Annotated in this window: 17 protein-coding genes; 11 read left to right on the plus strand and 6 right to left on the minus strand. The window is 56.6% G+C overall.

Annotated elements, in window-relative coordinates:
- Positions 1 to 42: 42 nt before the first annotated feature.
- Together OEU85_RS07100 and OEU85_RS07105 are read right to left on the minus strand one after the other, a co-directional pair.
- Positions 43 to 726, minus strand: coding sequence for an ABC transporter ATP-binding protein (locus tag OEU85_RS07100; protein ID WP_262690769.1), 684 nt, complete (start codon positions 724 to 726; stop codon positions 43 to 45).
- Positions 727 to 853: 127 nt separating this feature from the next.
- Entirely contained in the window at positions 854 to 2215 is a 1362-nt protein-coding gene (locus tag OEU85_RS07105; protein WP_262690770.1) for an efflux RND transporter periplasmic adaptor subunit, read from the minus strand.
- A gap of 192 nt (positions 2216 to 2407) precedes the next feature.
- On the opposite strand from OEU85_RS07105, the gene OEU85_RS07110 reads away from it, so the two are divergent.
- Both OEU85_RS07110 and OEU85_RS07115 read left to right on the plus strand, forming a co-directional pair.
- Positions 2408 to 3823: a sigma-54-dependent transcriptional regulator gene (locus OEU85_RS07110; protein ID WP_262690771.1), complete on the plus strand. Its 1416-nt coding sequence runs from the start codon at positions 2408 to 2410 to the stop codon at positions 3821 to 3823.
- Positions 3813 to 5165, plus strand: a complete 1353-nt coding sequence (locus OEU85_RS07115; protein WP_262690772.1) for a sensor histidine kinase — start codon at positions 3813 to 3815, stop codon at positions 5163 to 5165. Before OEU85_RS07110 ends, OEU85_RS07115 begins: the two co-directional genes overlap by 11 nt.
- Positions 5166 to 5170: 5 nt before the next feature.
- Here the strand turns inward: OEU85_RS07115 and OEU85_RS07120 are convergent, their stop codons facing one another.
- A complete protein-coding gene (locus tag OEU85_RS07120; protein ID WP_262690773.1) occupies positions 5171 to 5596 on the minus strand; it encodes an Lrp/AsnC family transcriptional regulator in 426 nt (141 codons plus the stop codon).
- A gap of 173 nt (positions 5597 to 5769) precedes the next feature.
- Here OEU85_RS07120 and OEU85_RS07125 point away from each other — a divergent pair, with 173 nt between their 5' ends.
- From OEU85_RS07125 to OEU85_RS07145, 5 genes are all read left to right on the plus strand, one after another.
- A complete protein-coding gene (locus tag OEU85_RS07125; protein ID WP_262690774.1) occupies positions 5770 to 6855 on the plus strand; it encodes a saccharopine dehydrogenase in 1086 nt (361 codons plus the stop codon).
- A gap of 4 nt (positions 6856 to 6859) precedes the next feature.
- Positions 6860 to 8026: a saccharopine dehydrogenase family protein gene (locus tag OEU85_RS07130; RefSeq protein WP_262690775.1), complete on the plus strand. Its 1167-nt coding sequence runs from the start codon at positions 6860 to 6862 to the stop codon at positions 8024 to 8026.
- Positions 7986 to 9701 (plus strand): thiamine pyrophosphate-binding protein, encoded by a 1716-nt coding sequence (locus tag OEU85_RS07135; protein WP_394805389.1) that lies wholly within the window; start codon positions 7986 to 7988, stop codon positions 9699 to 9701. Before OEU85_RS07130 ends, OEU85_RS07135 begins: the two co-directional genes overlap by 41 nt.
- Positions 9702 to 9736: 35 nt before the next feature.
- Positions 9737 to 11248, plus strand: a complete 1512-nt coding sequence (amaB, locus tag OEU85_RS07140; RefSeq protein ID WP_262690777.1) for an L-piperidine-6-carboxylate dehydrogenase — start codon at positions 9737 to 9739, stop codon at positions 11246 to 11248.
- 245 nt (positions 11249 to 11493) lie between these two features.
- Positions 11494 to 11790: a DUF3892 domain-containing protein gene (locus tag OEU85_RS07145; protein ID WP_262690778.1), complete on the plus strand. Its 297-nt coding sequence runs from the start codon at positions 11494 to 11496 to the stop codon at positions 11788 to 11790.
- Positions 11791 to 11871: 81 nt separating this feature from the next.
- On the opposite strand, the gene rpsU is transcribed toward OEU85_RS07145, so the two are convergent.
- On the minus strand, positions 11872 to 12090 hold the full coding sequence (gene rpsU, locus OEU85_RS07150) for a 30S ribosomal protein S21 (protein WP_020401352.1): 219 nt from the start codon (positions 12088 to 12090) through the stop codon (positions 11872 to 11874).
- On the opposite strand from rpsU, the gene OEU85_RS07155 reads away from it, so the two are divergent.
- Genes OEU85_RS07155 through OEU85_RS07170 form a run of 4 tightly spaced genes read left to right on the plus strand, consistent with a single transcriptional unit; the run spans position 12089 to position 14376 of the window.
- The gene (locus OEU85_RS07155) at positions 12089 to 12421 is read left to right on the plus strand and encodes a hypothetical protein (protein WP_262690779.1); all 333 of its coding nucleotides are present in this window, start codon (positions 12089 to 12091) and stop codon (positions 12419 to 12421) included. The genes rpsU and OEU85_RS07155 overlap by 2 nt on opposite strands.
- Positions 12393 to 13049, plus strand: coding sequence for a COQ9 family protein (locus OEU85_RS07160; RefSeq protein WP_262690780.1), 657 nt, complete (start codon positions 12393 to 12395; stop codon positions 13047 to 13049). Before OEU85_RS07155 ends, OEU85_RS07160 begins: the two co-directional genes overlap by 29 nt.
- Before the next feature lie 4 nt (positions 13050 to 13053).
- Positions 13054 to 14010, plus strand: a complete 957-nt coding sequence (locus OEU85_RS07165) for a tyrosine recombinase XerC (protein ID WP_262690781.1) — start codon at positions 13054 to 13056, stop codon at positions 14008 to 14010.
- Positions 14011 to 14055: 45 nt separating this feature from the next.
- Positions 14056 to 14376: a hypothetical protein gene (locus OEU85_RS07170; RefSeq protein WP_262690782.1), complete on the plus strand. Its 321-nt coding sequence runs from the start codon at positions 14056 to 14058 to the stop codon at positions 14374 to 14376.
- A gap of 3 nt (positions 14377 to 14379) precedes the next feature.
- On the opposite strand, the gene OEU85_RS07175 is transcribed toward OEU85_RS07170, so the two are convergent.
- On the minus strand, positions 14380 to 14913 hold the full coding sequence (locus OEU85_RS07175; RefSeq protein ID WP_262690783.1) for a response regulator: 534 nt from the start codon (positions 14911 to 14913) through the stop codon (positions 14380 to 14382).
- A 240-nt stretch (positions 14914 to 15153) separates the two neighbouring features.
- The gene (locus OEU85_RS07180) at positions 15154 to 15681 is read right to left on the minus strand and encodes a response regulator (protein ID WP_262690784.1); all 528 of its coding nucleotides are present in this window, start codon (positions 15679 to 15681) and stop codon (positions 15154 to 15156) included.
- Between the last annotated feature and the right edge of the window lie 180 nt (positions 15682 to 15861).

Below are 15861 nucleotides of genomic sequence, written 5' to 3' on the forward strand. Positions count from 1 at the left end.
GTCGTCTTTATTTTTATGGGCGCTTATTTTTATGGGCGGTTCTTAGACCGCTGCGCGCAGGTTTTCTGTGACCACATGGCCGTCAAAGAGATTGATGGTACGGCGGGCATAGTCGGCATGTGCCGGGCTGTGCGTCACCATAACGATGGTTGTGCCTTCCTCATTAAGTGCTTGCAGCATTTCCATCACTTCCTGACCGTGGGCGCTGTCGAGGTTACCGGTCGGCTCATCCGCCAGAATCATGGCCTGGTCCCCCACCACCGCACGGGCTACGGCAACACGCTGCTGCTGACCACCGGAAAGCTGGCTTGGCATATGTTTGGCGCGGTGTGCGATGCCCACTTTGTCCATCACACGTTCAACACGGGCACGACGCTCGCTGGCCGGGATATTGTGGTAAAGAAGCGCCAGTTCGATATTCTCTTCCACCGACAGTTCGTCGATCAGATTGAAGCTCTGGAAAATAAAACCGATGTTCTGTTTACGGATGTTGGACAGCTTGGCTTCGCTATAGCGCGCCACATTCTCGCCCATGAAAACATAATCGCCACTTGAGGGCGTATCGAGCATACCAACAATATTCAGCAGTGTGGATTTACCACAACCCGATGGGCCCATGATGGCGACAAATTCACCGCTTTCAATTTCAATATTCACGCTATTGAGCGCGGCGGTTTCCACCTCATCCGTGCGGTAAACCTTGGAGAGATTATGAAGTTTCAGCATTCCGTGTTCCTTTCCTCGTTGCCCCAAATTTCTTGCCAGGGGCCTTGTAATATTTGTCGGGCCCGGGCAGCCCCATACTTCTCGCTAAACTACCCGGGCACGCCTCGCGTCATGTCTCGGACCGTGTTTATTCTTCACCCAGCTTGAGGCGGTCCATTTCCACAAAACTGGTATAAGGTGAGGTGACGACCCGCTCGCCCACTTCAAGTCCGTCAAGAACTTCAATATAGCGGGAGTTGCGGCGGCCAAGGCGCACCGTGCGCTTCACGGCCTGGTCACCCTCTGGCGTTACAACAAAGACCCAGTTGCCGCCGGTGTCCTGATAGAAGGCGCCGTTCGGGATGAGGGTTGCTTTTGTCGCGTCACCGAGTGTCAGTTTGGCCTGCAGGGTTTGGCCTCGACGGATGCCATCAGGCTGTTCGCCCTCAAAAACAAAATCCACCTCGAACTGGCCATTGGATACCTGCGGATAAATCTTGGCAATGGACATGCGGTAATCATCGCCCCCGCGCTCAAACAGTGCTTCCTGCCCAAGGTCAACACGGCCGAGGTAAAATTCGTCGATCATCGCTGCAAGCTTGTAGTTTTCAGGGTCATCAATCTGGCCCAGACGACCACCCCGCGTAACGCTTTGGCCAACCTCGACATTAAAGCCCGAAAGCTTGCCGGCCACCGGTGCGCGCACATTCAGCGCCTCGAGGTTCTTGTGGGCAAACTCAAGGCTTGCCTCAAGTTGCGCGCCAGACTTCTTGAGAAACGCCAGTTGGGTTTCCTGCATACGGGCGTCTGTCGCCTGGCTTTCCAGCGTTACCGCCCGACGGGCACGGTAATAGGCAAGCTCGTCTTCGGTCTGGTCAAGCTTGGACTGCGATACGGCGTTGGTCTTGATCAGCTCACGCTCGCGCTGCACTTGCCGCTCCAGGCGCTTGATCTGATAATCAAGTTCAACAAGATTGCGTTTATGCTCAAGCCGGTTCTGCTCAAGGCTCAGCTCGATTGAGCGCATGTTGTTAAGCTGCTCGGTCACGAGTGCTTCGTTGCGCGTTACCTCAAGCTGAAGGGTGGTGTTCGAAAGCTCGACAATCAGGTCACCTTTTTTAAGCATGGTGCCGTCTTCAACCAACACCCGCTCAACCCGGCCTCCTTCGATAGCATCAAGGAAGACCGTTTTCAGCGGTGTTACCCGGCCCCGGACAGGAATGAAATCCTCGAACGTGCCCTCGGTAACCTCGGAGATTACGACGCGGCCTTCATTCACCTTGAAGCTCCGGCCGCCAGAGGCGTCCATCACCACGGTTGCGATAAGCGCCACAAGGCCGATGGCCCCCGCGGCAATCCCTACTGTTTTCCAAGGCGTTTTTTTCTTCTCGACCCTGCGGTCCATGCCCGACCCTGATACAGCCCCTCCTGAGGTGCGGGCCTGCCCGCCATGCATCGAGATCGTCTGGTCTGTCTTTTTCTTATGTTCCATATCGGTCACTGTACCCATTTGCTGTCATCCGTTTCCGGCGTTTTCCCTGTAGTGGGTCTATCCGCAAAGTCCGTGCCACAATATAACGCATTGATTTTGAATAATTTTATAATCATGTGTACGGTATCGAACACAAAATACTGTACGAAATCGAACACGCTGTGTACGGTATCGGACAACAAAACCAACAGACAAGCGAGGCACAAAACCATGGCGAGCAAGGACGGTAAAATCCTGATTGTCGATGATGATGAGGACATTCTTGTCGCAGGAAAACTGCTGCTGAAACGCCACTATGGCTCGGTGGTTACCTGCAACAAACCCGAACATATTGAAGAGCTGATGGCCGGCCAGAATTTTGACGCCATTCTGCTTGATATGAACTTTGGCCCGGGCGAAAGCTCTGGTGATCAAGGCTTTTTCTGGCTGTCCCGCATCCTGGAAATCGACCCACAAGCGGTTGTGGTGATGATCACGGCCCACGGCGGCGTCAATGTCGCCGTGGACGCCATGAAAAAAGGGGCGACCGACTTCATCGCCAAGCCATGGCAGAACGAGAAAGTGGTCGCCACGCTTTCCGCCAGCGTGAAGCTGCGCCGCAGCCGGTCCGAAGCGGAGGAACTGAAAAAAACCAACCGCACCCTTGTGCGCGCTGTCAGCGAACCGAAACAGCCCATCCTCGGCCAAAGCGCCGCCATGCGCGACGTGATGTCGATGGTGGACCGCTCGGCCCCTACCGATGCCAATGTCCTTATTTTGGGAGAAAACGGCACGGGTAAAGAGCTGATCGCGCGGGAACTGCATCGGCGGTCCCTGCGCGCGGACAAGGTGTTCATGTCCGTGGATTTGGGGGCCGTGACCGAAAGCCTGTTTGAAAGTGAATTGTTCGGCCACAAGAAGGGGGCCTTTACGGACGCACGGGATGACCGGGTCGGCAGGTTGCAGGCGGCAAACGGCGGCACGCTGTTTCTGGATGAAATCGGCAACCTGCCCCTGCATCTGCAGGCCAAGCTTTTGACTGTACTCGAGCAACGGCATGTCACCCCTGTGGGGTCGGACCGGTCCATTCCCATCGATGTCCGGGTGATCGCCGCCACCAACGTACCGTTTGTAAAGCTGCGGGACGAAGATATTTTCCGGCAGGACTTGCTCTTCCGTCTCAATACGGTGGAGGTCACCCTGCCTCCCCTGCGGGCCCGGCCCGACGACGTGCCGGAGCTCGCGGACTATTACATTGCCTTTTATGCGCGCAAATATGGCAAGGCCGCCAAAAGCCTGTCCCCGGAGGCCCTTGATGCCCTTAGGAGATACAGTTGGCCAGGTAACATACGCGCGCTCAGGCACGCTATTGAGCGCGCGGTCATTCTTTCGGAAGGCCCCGAGTTTGAGGCAGAGGACTTCCAGCTCGATTCCCAACCAAATCAGGCTGGCGACGTAGCCGATGTGAAAGCCGATGCGAAGTCTAGCGAAAACGAGCCCGACGCAGACCTGAACCTTGAGCGCCTGGAGCGTCGCGCGATCGAAGAGGCGCTGAAAAAACACCGCTATAACATTAGCCATGCGGCAAAGGATTTGGGCCTGACCCGCGCAGCGCTCTATAGAAGGATGGAAAAGCATGGGCTTTAAAAAATTCAGCCTTATGCTAGCGGGCAGGCTGGCGCTTATCATGATGTCGCTGCTTGCGCTGACATATCTTGTCGCGGTACCCGGCTACCACGCGGCAACCCTGCTGGTGTTTTTTGTCGTAGCTGGACAGACGTGGGAGGTATTCCACTTTGTCTCCAAAACCAATGCGGAAATTTCCCGTTTTCTCGACGCCGCACGTTATGCCGATTTCAGCCAGCGTTTCAACCTGCAAAAGCTGGGTGCCGGTTTTGGTGAGCTGGGAGAAACCTTCACGGACATCCTCAACCGTTTTCAGGCGGCGCGCTCCAATCAGGAAGCCGAACTAAGACACCTGAAGGCGCTGGTGGAACATGTCCCTGTGCCTTTGATGTCGATCCACGCCGACGGCAGCGTCACACAGTGGAACAATGCCGCGCGCCGCATGTTCGGCAGTGCACATGTGACTCGCATCCGCGACCTTGACCAGTTTGGAGAAGAATTCGCCAAGCAGGTGCGTGGCCTTGAAGCCGGCGAAAAACGCCTCGCCACCTTCACAAGCGACGATATGAGCCAACAGCTGGCGCTGGCCGCGACCCAGATCATCATCGGCGGCCACAGCGAAAAACTGGTCAGCCTGCAAAACATCCAGAGCGAGCTGGATATTGCACAGCTTCAGGCATGGCAGGACCTTGTTCGTGTGCTGACCCACGAGATCATGAATTCCATCACACCAGTGGCAAGCCTTGCCAAAACCGCAGTCGACCTCGTTGAGGATGTATCCGACAAGCTAAAGGGTAATGAGGAACTGGTTGAAGAACTTGGCGACGTCAAAGACGCGGTGGAGACGGTGGCCCGGCGCTCAGACAGCCTGATGCAATTTGTATCAAGCTACCGCCGCCTTACCCGCCTGCCACCCCCGGAGAAAAGCCTTGTCCGCCTTGATGATCTTTTCCAAAGTGTCGCCAAGGTTGCGACGCTGGAGTGGGACGAGAAAAACATTGGTTTCTCCATCGCCATAGAGCCCGAGGAACTGGATATCGCAGCCGACCGCGATATGATCGAACAGGTATTGATCAACATGCTGCAGAACGCCGAGCAAGCCATGGCCGGGCGCGAACATGCTGCCCTGCACCTTTCTGCGAGGTTGAACCGGCGTGGCCATGTCATCGTTGAAATTGCCGACAATGGGCCCGGTATTCCGGCGGATATCGCCAAGAAGATTTTCGTGCCGTTTTTTACCACGAAGCGGGACGGCAGCGGTGTCGGCCTGGCCCTGACACGCCAGGTAATGATCGCGCACGGCGGCAGCGTCAGCGTGGGTGAACGGGACGGCGGCGGCGCCAAGTTTACCCTGACATTCTAGGCGTATCAGCTTTCCTTCTTGGCCGACAGCACAAGCGAAGTGTTGGTTTTCATCACACCATTGATCGCGAGGATGAAATCAAGCGTCTGATCAATCTCTTCCATGGTAGGGGCCTTTACGATGGCGATCAGGTCATATTCACCACTCACGACATAAAGTGTCTTGATCGGGGCATGTGTTTTCATCATGCCGATCGCCTGCTGGGCGTATTTCTGGTCAATGGACAGCAGCACATGGGCGGAAATCAGTTTGCCCTCATATTCCTCATGTTGCTTGACGGTAAAGCCGGCAATGATCTTGCGATCAATCAACTTGCCTATTCGGTCCTGAGCCGTTGAGCGCGAAAGCCCGAGTTTGCGCGCCAGCGACGAAGTCGCCTCCCTGCTGTTCACGGTCAAAAGCTTCAATAATTTCTGGTCGGTCGCGTCCAAAACCCGGTCTCCTGCCATGGTAAAATACGGTCTTTTCACCATTGTCATTTTACCGGCAAAAAACAACATAAACCGTTAAATTAACGGATTAAATATGCCAAATCGCTATTTAGAACCGGCACATTCACGGCTAGAGTTCATAAAGGGACGGAATAATGTAAGTGAGTGGTGGGATGTCGAAATTGACACTTTGGCTTCGGGATGAAGCCCGGAAAACCGAGCGGCGGGCACCTTTGCTGCCTGACGGCGCGAAAGAACTGATCGCCGCAGGCGTCAATGTAGTGGTCGAGAAATCCGACAAGCGAATCGTGCGTGATAAGGCCTATGCGGACGCAGGCTGCGCGATGGCAGAACCCGGTGCATGGGAAAACGCCCCCGTGGACGCCATCATCCTGGGGCTGAAGGAACTGCCGGAGACACCACATTCGCTTCAGCACACTCATATCTACTTCGCCCACGCCTACAAGCAACAAAGCGGTTGGCAAACCCTGCTGGGTCGCTTCCTGCGGGGCGGTGGGTCGCTGCTCGACATCGAATATATGACCCGTCAAGACGGCCGCCGGGTTGCAGCCTTCGGGTTCTGGGCGGGTTATATGGGCGCCGCGCTTGCGCTGATGCAGTGGTACGACCAGAAAGCAGGCAAGCCATCTGCCATCAACGAGGGCCTGACACCTTTTGAAAGCGCCAAGGCACTTGACGCCCTGATCGCCAGCAAGGCCATAGACGGTACCACGCCAACCGCACTTGTAATCGGCGCACGGGGGCGCAGCGGTACAGGCGCGGTCAAAATCCTCGAACGCCACGGCGTCAAAGTGACAGGATGGGGGCGCGAGGAAACCAACCTGCTCGATCGCGACGCAATCCTCGATCATGACATCCTGATCAACTGCGCTTTTGTCGCAGACAAGATCCCGCCTTTCCTGACACCGGAACACATCACCGAAGAGTGCCGATTGAAGGTAATCTCCGATGTCTCCTGCGACCCGTTCAGTGACTATAACCCGCTACCACTGTATGACGCGCCGACCTGCTGGAAAACCCCGGCCATCGCCGCGCGCTCACAGTCCGGCAACGTTGACCTGATCGCCGTCGACAACCTGCCCTCTTTATTACCGACCGAGGCAAGTATAGAGTTCGCGGGCATGATGCTGCCGTATCTAAAATCTTTGAGCAACCGTAAGGGCGATCCGGTCTGGGTTGCATGCGACGCCGCATTCCAGCGCGCCTGCTCTACGATCAACAAACGCAAGGCTTCTTAATTTTATGACCGATACAAAACGCATTCACTGGATTGGCGCGGGTCTCGCTTCAGGCCCCGGTCTTGTGGCGCTGGCAAGCGAACAGGACGGTGTTACCGTCTGGGATATGACGGATGGGCGCGCCAGCATGCTTCAGGCCCAGATGCCGGAAGGCAAAACACTTGGCTTTGGCCAGCTTGACCTTGGTGAAGACACATCGCTCAGTGCGTTCAAGGACCAGTTGAATACCGGTGACGTTGTAGTGTCCATGCTGCCGGCTGCCCTGCATGTCACCGTTGCCAATATCGCCCTTGAGGTGGGCGCGCATCTTGTGACCTCCAGCTATGTGGATGATGCCATGGCGTCGCTCGACGCGCGGGCGAAAGCCAAGGGTGTGGCCCTTGTCAATGAGGTCGGCCTTGACCCCGGTATCGACCACCTGTTTGCCCATATCCTTGTGGACGCGGCACGCGGCGCCGGTGTACTGGGTAAAGGCTACAAGATAGACTTTGTCTCGCACTGTGGTGGCATCCCGGCGGAAAAAGGCGGCTTTGCCTATAAATTCTCCTGGACACCCTTTGGTGTGCTCAAGGCGCTGACCAACCCCGCCCGCTGCATTGAAGACGGCAAGGAAAAGGTCACCGAGAAAGTCTGGCGTGATGTGTCAGAGCTTGAGGTGGCGGGTGAAACCTTTGAGGTTTACCCCAACCGCAACAGCATTCCCTATATCAGGGAATACGGCCTTGATGGTGAAGACAGGCTCGAAACCTTCGTGCGCGGCACGCTACGCCTTGGCGGCTGGAAAGACGCATGGAGCGATATTTTCACGCAGGTGGAAAACGGCGATGCTGCGAGCCTTAAGGCGCTGTCCGAAAAATTGTGGCAGGAACACCGCTATGGCGATGACGAAAAAGACCGTGTGGTGCTCTATGTAGCCCTGAAGGCGCGCGACGAGAACGACGAGACCGTATGGTCGGCCTCACTAGCGCTTGACGAAGTTGGCAGCGGCTGGCAGACCGCGATGGCACGGACAGTGTCGCTGACCGTGGCACAAGCGATCAAGGCGGTTCGGCGCGGGGCCTTTGAGCCGGGTGTGCACGCGGCGCTCACGGATGCTATGGAAGCCAAACGGTGGCTGCGTGGTTTGAAAGATGCCGGGGTTACGATCCGAGCAGAAAATATTGAGCTTTAAGGTGACGGCTTTGTCAAAAACACAAATAACAGGTGGGCAGGCGCTGATTGACGCGCTGCTGGCAAATGGCAGCGAGATTGCCTTTGGTGTGCCAGGTGAAAGTTACCTCGCCGCGCTTGACGCCATTCACGATGCGGAAGACCGGCTGAAGTTCATTACGTGCCGCCACGAAGCGGGGGCCGCCAACATGGCGGAAGCCTACGGCAAGATGACCGGTAAACCGGGTATCTGCTTTGTCACCCGCGGGCCTGGGGCAACACATGCTTCCATTGGCCTGCACACCGCGTTTCAGGACAGCACGCCGATGATCATGTTCATCGGGCAGGTGGCGGCTGATCAGGTGGAGCGCGAGGCGTTTCAGGAAATCGACTATCGGCGTTTCCTATCGGAAGTGACCAAATGGACCGCCGAGATCAACGATGCGTCACGCATCAGCGAATATGTCGGCCGTGCCTACCGTGTCGCCACATCAGGACGCCCCGGCCCCGTGGCGCTTGCGCTGCCGGAAGATATGCTGCGTCAGTTGTGTGACCCGCAGGAGCAGATCGCCTATAAACCCGCAATCGCGCATCCGGGTGCAGATGACATGGCTGAACTCAAACGCTTGCTGGAAGGAGCCGAACGCCCCTTGGTGATGCTAGGCGGTAGCGGCTGGACCAAGGAAACCGCCGCACAGGCGCAAGTGTTTGCCGAGAACAACAACCTGCCCGTGACGGTATCCTTTCGCTGCCAGGACCGGTTTGATAACAACCACCCGAACTATATCGGTGACATGGGCATCGGCGCAAACCCGGCACTGGTGAAACGCATGCAGGACGCAGATGTGCTCTTGGTGCTTGGCCCCCGACTGGGTGAGATGACCACCGGCGGTTATGAACGGCTATCTGTTCCGGTACCGAAACAAAAACTTATTCACATGCATCAGGGCGCGGAAGAGCTCGGCCGGGTGTACCACCCGACGCTTGCCATCAATGCAGGCCCGAAAACCATCGCGCCACTACTTGCCAGCATGAAACTGACAGGCAGCGACAAGTGGGCAGAAGGCACCAAAGAGGCCCGGGCCGCGTTTGAGGCGTGGACCACCCCGACCGATAACCCGGGCGACGTGAAGCTGGCTGCACTTTATAAACACATGCGGGAACGGTTGCCCGCGGACAGCATCTTCTGTAACGGCGCGGGTAATTATGCCGCATGGCTACACCGTTTTTACCGCTACCGCGATTTCCCGACCCAGCTTGCGCCCACGTCAGGCGCCATGGGCTACGGCGTACCGGCGGCCATTGCCGCCAAGATTGTCAACCCGGAGAAGACCGTCGTGGCCTGCGCGGGCGACGGCTGTTTCATGATGAGCGCGATGGAGTTGGCGACCGCAGCACGTTATGGTGCAAATGTCATTTTCCTCGTGTTCAATAACGGCATGTATGGCACCATCCGTATGCATCAGGAACGCGACTATCCGGCGCGGGTATCGGCGACCGACCTCACAAACCCGGACTTTGTCAAACTGGCGGAAAGCTTTGGTGCTTTTGCGGCCCGCGTCGAGAACACCGACGCCTTTGCGCCAGCCCTGATGGCAGCGCTGGAGAGCGGGCGGCCCGCCCTCATCGAGATCATGGTAGACCCGGAAGCTATCGGCCCCACGGCCACGCTATCGGGTCTCAGAACTAAAAAATAAACAGACACTCACACGAACACCCAAGGAGAGTACTGATGCAGGCACGTGTTGCTGACATCCTGAACGAGTTGGACATCAAGCCAAGCGCTTTTGAAAATGGCGACCTCGAGGTTTATTCGCCAATCAACGGCGGCCTGATGGGCAAAGTAAAAATGGACACGGCTGAAACCGTAGACGCCAAAATCGCCAAGGCGGCTGAGGCCTTCAAGAAATGGCGCACCGTACCAGCCCCGCGCCGGGGTGAGCTTGTGCGCCTGCTGGGTGAGGAGCTGAGGAAATACAAGGACCCGCTGGGTGCCCTCGTCTCCGCTGAATGCGGCAAGATCTACGAAGAAGGCAAAGGCGAAGTACAGGAGATGATCGACATCTGCGACTTCGGCGTTGGCGTTTCCCGCCAGCTTTACGGCCTGACCATCGCAAGCGAACGCCCCGGCCACCACATGCGGGAATACTGGCAGCCGCTTGGCCCCGTGGGTATTATCTCCGCCTTCAACTTCCCTGTGGCCGTATGGGCGTGGAACTCCGCACTCGCACTGGCGTGCGGTGACCCGATCATCTGGAAACCGTCGGAGAAAACCCCAATGACCGCGCTCGCGTGCCAGAAAATCCTTGAGCGCGCGATCGAGAAATTTGGCGACGATGCACCGGAAGGCCTGTCCTCCGTCATCATCGGCATGCGCGACATTGGCGAACGCATGGTCGACGACAAGCGTGTCCCGCTGATCTCTGCCACGGGTTCCACGCGCATGGGCCGCCAGGTTGGCCCGCGCGTTGCCGAGCGCTTCGGCAAGTGCATCCTTGAGCTTGGCGGCAACAACGCCATTATTGTGGCCCCAAGCGCAGACCTTGAGATGGCGATCCCGGGCATCGTGTTCGGATCCGTGGGTACTGCCGGCCAGCGCTGCACATCGACCCGCCGCCTGATTGTGCATGAAGACGTGTATGACACGCTGGTGCCGCAACTCAAGAAAGCATATTCCAGCATCCGTATTGGGGACCCGCTCAAGTCCGGTACGCTTGTTGGCCCCCTGATCGACGAAGCCTCGTTCAAGAACATGGAAAAAACGCTTGAAGCCGCGCGCGGTGAAGGGGCGACCATCACCGGTGGTGGACGCGCGCTGGCGGACGACTATCCAGGTGCTTATTATGTGAACCCGGCGATTGTGGAACTGGACAGCCAAACGGAAAGCATGCGCGAAGAAACCTTCGCGCCGATCCTCTATATCGTGAAATACAAAAACCTCGATGACGCCATTGCGATGCAGAACGGCGTACCGCAGGGCCTCTCAAGCGCGATATTCACCACGGATGTGCGCGAGGCGGAAACCTTTATCTCCGCCACGGGCTCCGACTGCGGCATCGCCAATGTGAACATCGGTACATCCGGTGCCGAGATCGGCGGCGCGTTTGGCGGCGAGAAAGAAACCGGCGGCGGCCGCGAAAGTGGATCTGACGCATGGCGTGCTTACATGCGCCGCCAGACATCTACCGTCAACTACAGCCGCGAACTGCCCCTCGCACAAGGTATCAAATTTGACCTCGGCTAAGGCCTGGGCAAAGAATCAGGACAGCCTGATACAACAACGATAGCCTTAAGAAAACTCAGGGCGGTTCCTTGCGGGGCCGCCCTTTTTCTTTGAGAATTTAGCCCACCAAACTTTTAAACTTTTCCTCAAATGCCCGGCTGTTCGTAATAATCCCGCAAGGCTTGCCGGGTATAGTGACTATTCAGGCAAAATACCTATCCAGACATCAGGCATTATCAGGACCAATTGCATTCAAGAGGACAGGAATGCCCAGTCGTTATGATGTGACCGCCGTGTGCAAAACCGAAGGCCGTAATGCGTTTGAAACCGTCACCCATTTGTGCGGCAAATCGTATGATGGCTCGATCTGGAAAATACCGCTTGAGGATGCTGTTGAGGGCGTACGCTGCGGGCGCTTCGAATTTCTGGTCACGGGCCAGGAGGGCAGCAAGTTGGCCCTACGCATCGCCCGCAGCCCCTACGGCAACTATTACCTCAAGACAGACAAAGACCGCGGCGAACCAAGACTACTTTTGAGCCTGCCGCCCCCCCATGGATACTAGGCGCGCCTTGAGGCAAAGAAAAACCCCCTAAGGCACGACCTTAAGGGGTTTTGTTTTTTTGCGTATCTGTCAAAGGACGACTTAACGACCTTTTACTACCAGACCATCGCGCTCCAGGCGCTTGCGCTCAAGCTTGCGAGCACGGCGAACGGCTGCAGCCTGTTCACGAGCCTTCTTTTCAGATGGCTTCTCGTAGAACCGACGCATTTTCATTTCGCGGTACACGCCTTCGCGCTGAAGTTTCTTTTTCAGCGCACGAAGAGCCTGGTCCACATTATTATCCCGAACGGTAACCTCCATGGGTTACACCTTCCTTTCTAAAGCCAAAATTTATAGTGCGGGACATCGGGGTCGCACCATAGGGCAACAGGCCTATAGCAGAGCGCCCCCCGGCGCACAAGTCATTTTCACACAACAAACCGTTGCGGCCCAACGCTTCGCGCCGCATTTGGTTTGGAACATTGCAAAAAGCATAACACAGACGGCGGGTAAAAACCAGCTTGCGGCAACATGCCCCTCGCCCAAGCCTGGTTTCCGTGATAGGGATTCGGCTAAGATGAAAGCGGCACCAAGCTGTGCTATGATGGTCAAAACGGATGAAGATGATGAAGAACGACAAGACACCGCTTGAACTTCGTGAACCGCTTCTGGATGCCATGCTTGACCATGTGCCCTTTGACGGCTGGAGCGACAAGGCCTTATGCCACGCCGCTGAAGACATCGGCGTCAGCTCAGAGATGGCAGAACTGGCCTTTCCCGGCGGCGCAATGGAAGCGCTTGAAGCCCATCTGGTGCTGGCCGACAAAAAAATGGCGACTGCGCTCGCCGCCCTTGACCTTATGAACATGCGCATTCGCGACCGCATTACCGTCGCTGTACGCACGCGGTTTGAGCAGGCCACCACACACCGCGAAGCCGTTAAACGTGGTGTCGCTGTCCATGCATTGCCACAAAACATAGCTAAAGGCGCGAAAGCTGGCTGGCGCACGTGCGATGTTATCTGGCGCGCCTGTGGCGATACATCGACGGATCATAACTGGTACACCAAACGTGCGTCATTGCTCGCGGTCTACAGTTCAACCTTGCTTTTCTGGCTGAACGACGAATCCGAGGGCTTTGAAGACACATGGGCTTTCCTCGACCGGCGCATTGAGAATGTCATGCAGTTCGAAAAAGCCAAGTTCAGGGCGCGCGAAGCCTGTGCGAACGCGCCGTCACTCAGCCGCTTCCTCGGCCGGTTGCGCTACCCACACACCTGAGCCCATGAAAATAAACGCACTCGACACCGAAACCCTGCTCATCGGCCTTGACGGCGACGCGGCGGCGCTTGTGATGCGCTGGCGCCGGTATCTCGAAAGCGAAAGGCGGGTTTCCGCCCACACACTGGACGGCTACAGCCGCGATTTCGCAGGCTTTATCGGTTTTATCGCTGGCCATACGGGCGACACCATCAGCCCCCGCACATTTGCCCGCCTGAGTGTGCGGGACTTTCGTGCTTTCCTTGCCAGCAAGCGTGGGTCGGGTGTCGGCGCACGGTCCACCGCCCGGGCGCTTTCCACCGTTCGCAACTTCTACCGCTTCCTCGCGCGCAACGAAGGCATTGAGAATGACGCCATCAAAGCCATTCAGGGACCAAAGCTGCCACATCGCGTGCCACGCCCTTTAACGGAAGAAGGCGCGCGCACGGTGATGGAAAGCATCGGTGACCTCGCGGAGGAGGACTGGATTGCCGCGCGTGACACCGCCGTGATCGCGCTGCTTTACGGCTGCGGCCTCCGGATAGCGGAAGCCCTGTCGATGAACGTTGGTGACGTCCCTTCCGGCGATACCATGCGTATCACCGGCAAACGCGGCAAGGAACGCGTGGTACCCGTATTACCCGCGGTGCGTGACACCATTGGACTGTACAGAAAATTATGCCCCTTTGCCCTGGGCAATTCGGACGATGCCCTGTTCGTGGGCAAACGTGGCGGGCGGTTGAGCCCACGCGCGGTGCAGCTGGCGATGCAGAAGGTCCGCGCCGTCCTCGGCCTGCCGGAAAGCGCGACCCCCCATGCCCTGCGTCACAGTTTTGCCACCCACCTCCTGTCGCGCGGCGGCGACCTGCGCACTATTCAGGAACTCTTGGGCCACGCGGACCTCAAGGCCACACAGGTTTACACAGAAGTCGATAGCGCGCGTCTGCTTGATGTGTATGATAAGGCCTTCCGCCGGGCATGACCCCACGGCGGCAACCAATACCAAGACTGAAAGGGAGAATTCCACGTGTCACTGCCGCCAGAAACCCCAAATATTGATCGTTTCCGCGGCTGGGCTCTGACCGCACTTTATGGTGCCATGACCCTTTTCAGCCTGATGCTGGTGCTTGCGGCTTATTTGATCTACCCGTCCTATCAGGGTGACGCCGTGATGGTGATGGGCACCGGCCTGATCAGTCTCGCGACCGCGATTTTCAGCCTGCGCGCGACGCTGGCATTTATCAGTGCAATGCGCTCAAATGCGGGCGACCCCGGCGTTGCTTTCATGCCATTCATTTTCATGACCCTGACCATACTGGCTTCAAGCCAGGTCTTTGGCGGTATGTAAGCGCTACCAGGCCTGGACCAAAGCGAGCTGATCCGCGCGACGACTGGCGCCCGCGTGCCGCCCCAATGAACGCCGCTCCGTACCGTGATATACATTCATTGCTTCCCGCCGCCTGCACGGGCCTATATAGGCGCCTGCGCGCACAAAAGGCTTGGGGTGCGCCGCGATATATTTCAGTCGGCTATACAGTTGCCTGGCTGTAAGTGGCAGCTCTAGAATCTCATTCACGCCACCATCACGCGCGCCATAAACTTTATCGGCGCTCGGCTGTGGCATGATCATGACGATTGCAGCTTCGGCCATTGGGCCATCGCACATTCGGATGAATTTGGCAAAGTCGTCACCGCCGTTTACCCCCAGGTCATAGTCGATAAAAAAATGTGTAAACGTGAACTCGCTCATCCGGTGCTCAGCGTCCTCAGGGGTGGATACAAGCTGTACCGTGCCTGCACCAAATTCCTTCAGATAATGCCAGAGAGTTTCACCTAGCTGCTTGTTCGACAAAGCCACCAGCGCATGCATAGCGCTGTAATTCATGCCGATCTATGTCGTCAAAATAGTCCCCCTGAGCACGCGAATGCGCGGCGCTGAATACTCTGTAACGCGGCCCCCGCCGCTTCATATCCGCCGATGTCCGATTAGTATTTTTTTCTTATTACGTCAAAAGCTTATTTAGGAAAAATATCATGAAACCCGTTACATAAACCATAGATAGCCGTAACACCACTCACGGCATTGCTGCGCAGAATTCAACAATTGTAGAATTTATTTCCAAAATTATGACGCGCGACGCATGCGACGTGGATCGCTATCATCCTTTTTGCGTCGCTCGACGCCATGGTGGATTTTCACCACCTCACGCCTTCGGCAGGGACCGATATAGGAAGTGGCGCGGATGAATGGCTTGGGGTTGCCTACCATATGGTTCATGCGGGCATGCAACAATTTGGCGGTCAGTGGCAGACCGAGGATTTCATGGGCGCCAGCATCCCGTGCCGCCCAGACCTTTTCCCGATCCGGGTTTGGAATGACCATCACCACAAAGGCTTCGGACATAGGACCATCAACCATGCGAATGAATTTAATGAAATCCACACCGCCGAAATCCGGCAGTTCATAGTCAACAAAAAACAGGGAGAAACGCGCGCTTTCCATGCGGACAACTGCGTCGCGGGCGCTTGTTACCAAGCGGCCTCCACCAATCCCTTGTTCACGCAGGAAGTGCCAGATGGTGCGACCAAGCTGCGCGTTCGATAGCGCAACCATCGCATTAAGTGAGCCATAATCAATTTTTCTACGTTGCATCAACTGTTCCCCAACAGCAGCTAAGCTACGCCTGATGCCGGTCCGCTATGTGCCTGAACGGGCCAATTTTAGCTAAATTAATAATAGCCTGTAAATAAAACGTCTGCGGCAACGAGTCAAAAAACATCTAAAATTTTAAATAAAAACCCCGACCAAATAAGCCGGGGTTCTTCACTTAAC

It is taken from the genome of Kordiimonas aestuarii (assembly GCF_025574465.1).
Classification (GTDB): Bacteria; Pseudomonadota; Alphaproteobacteria; order Sphingomonadales; family Kordiimonadaceae; genus Kordiimonas; species Kordiimonas aestuarii.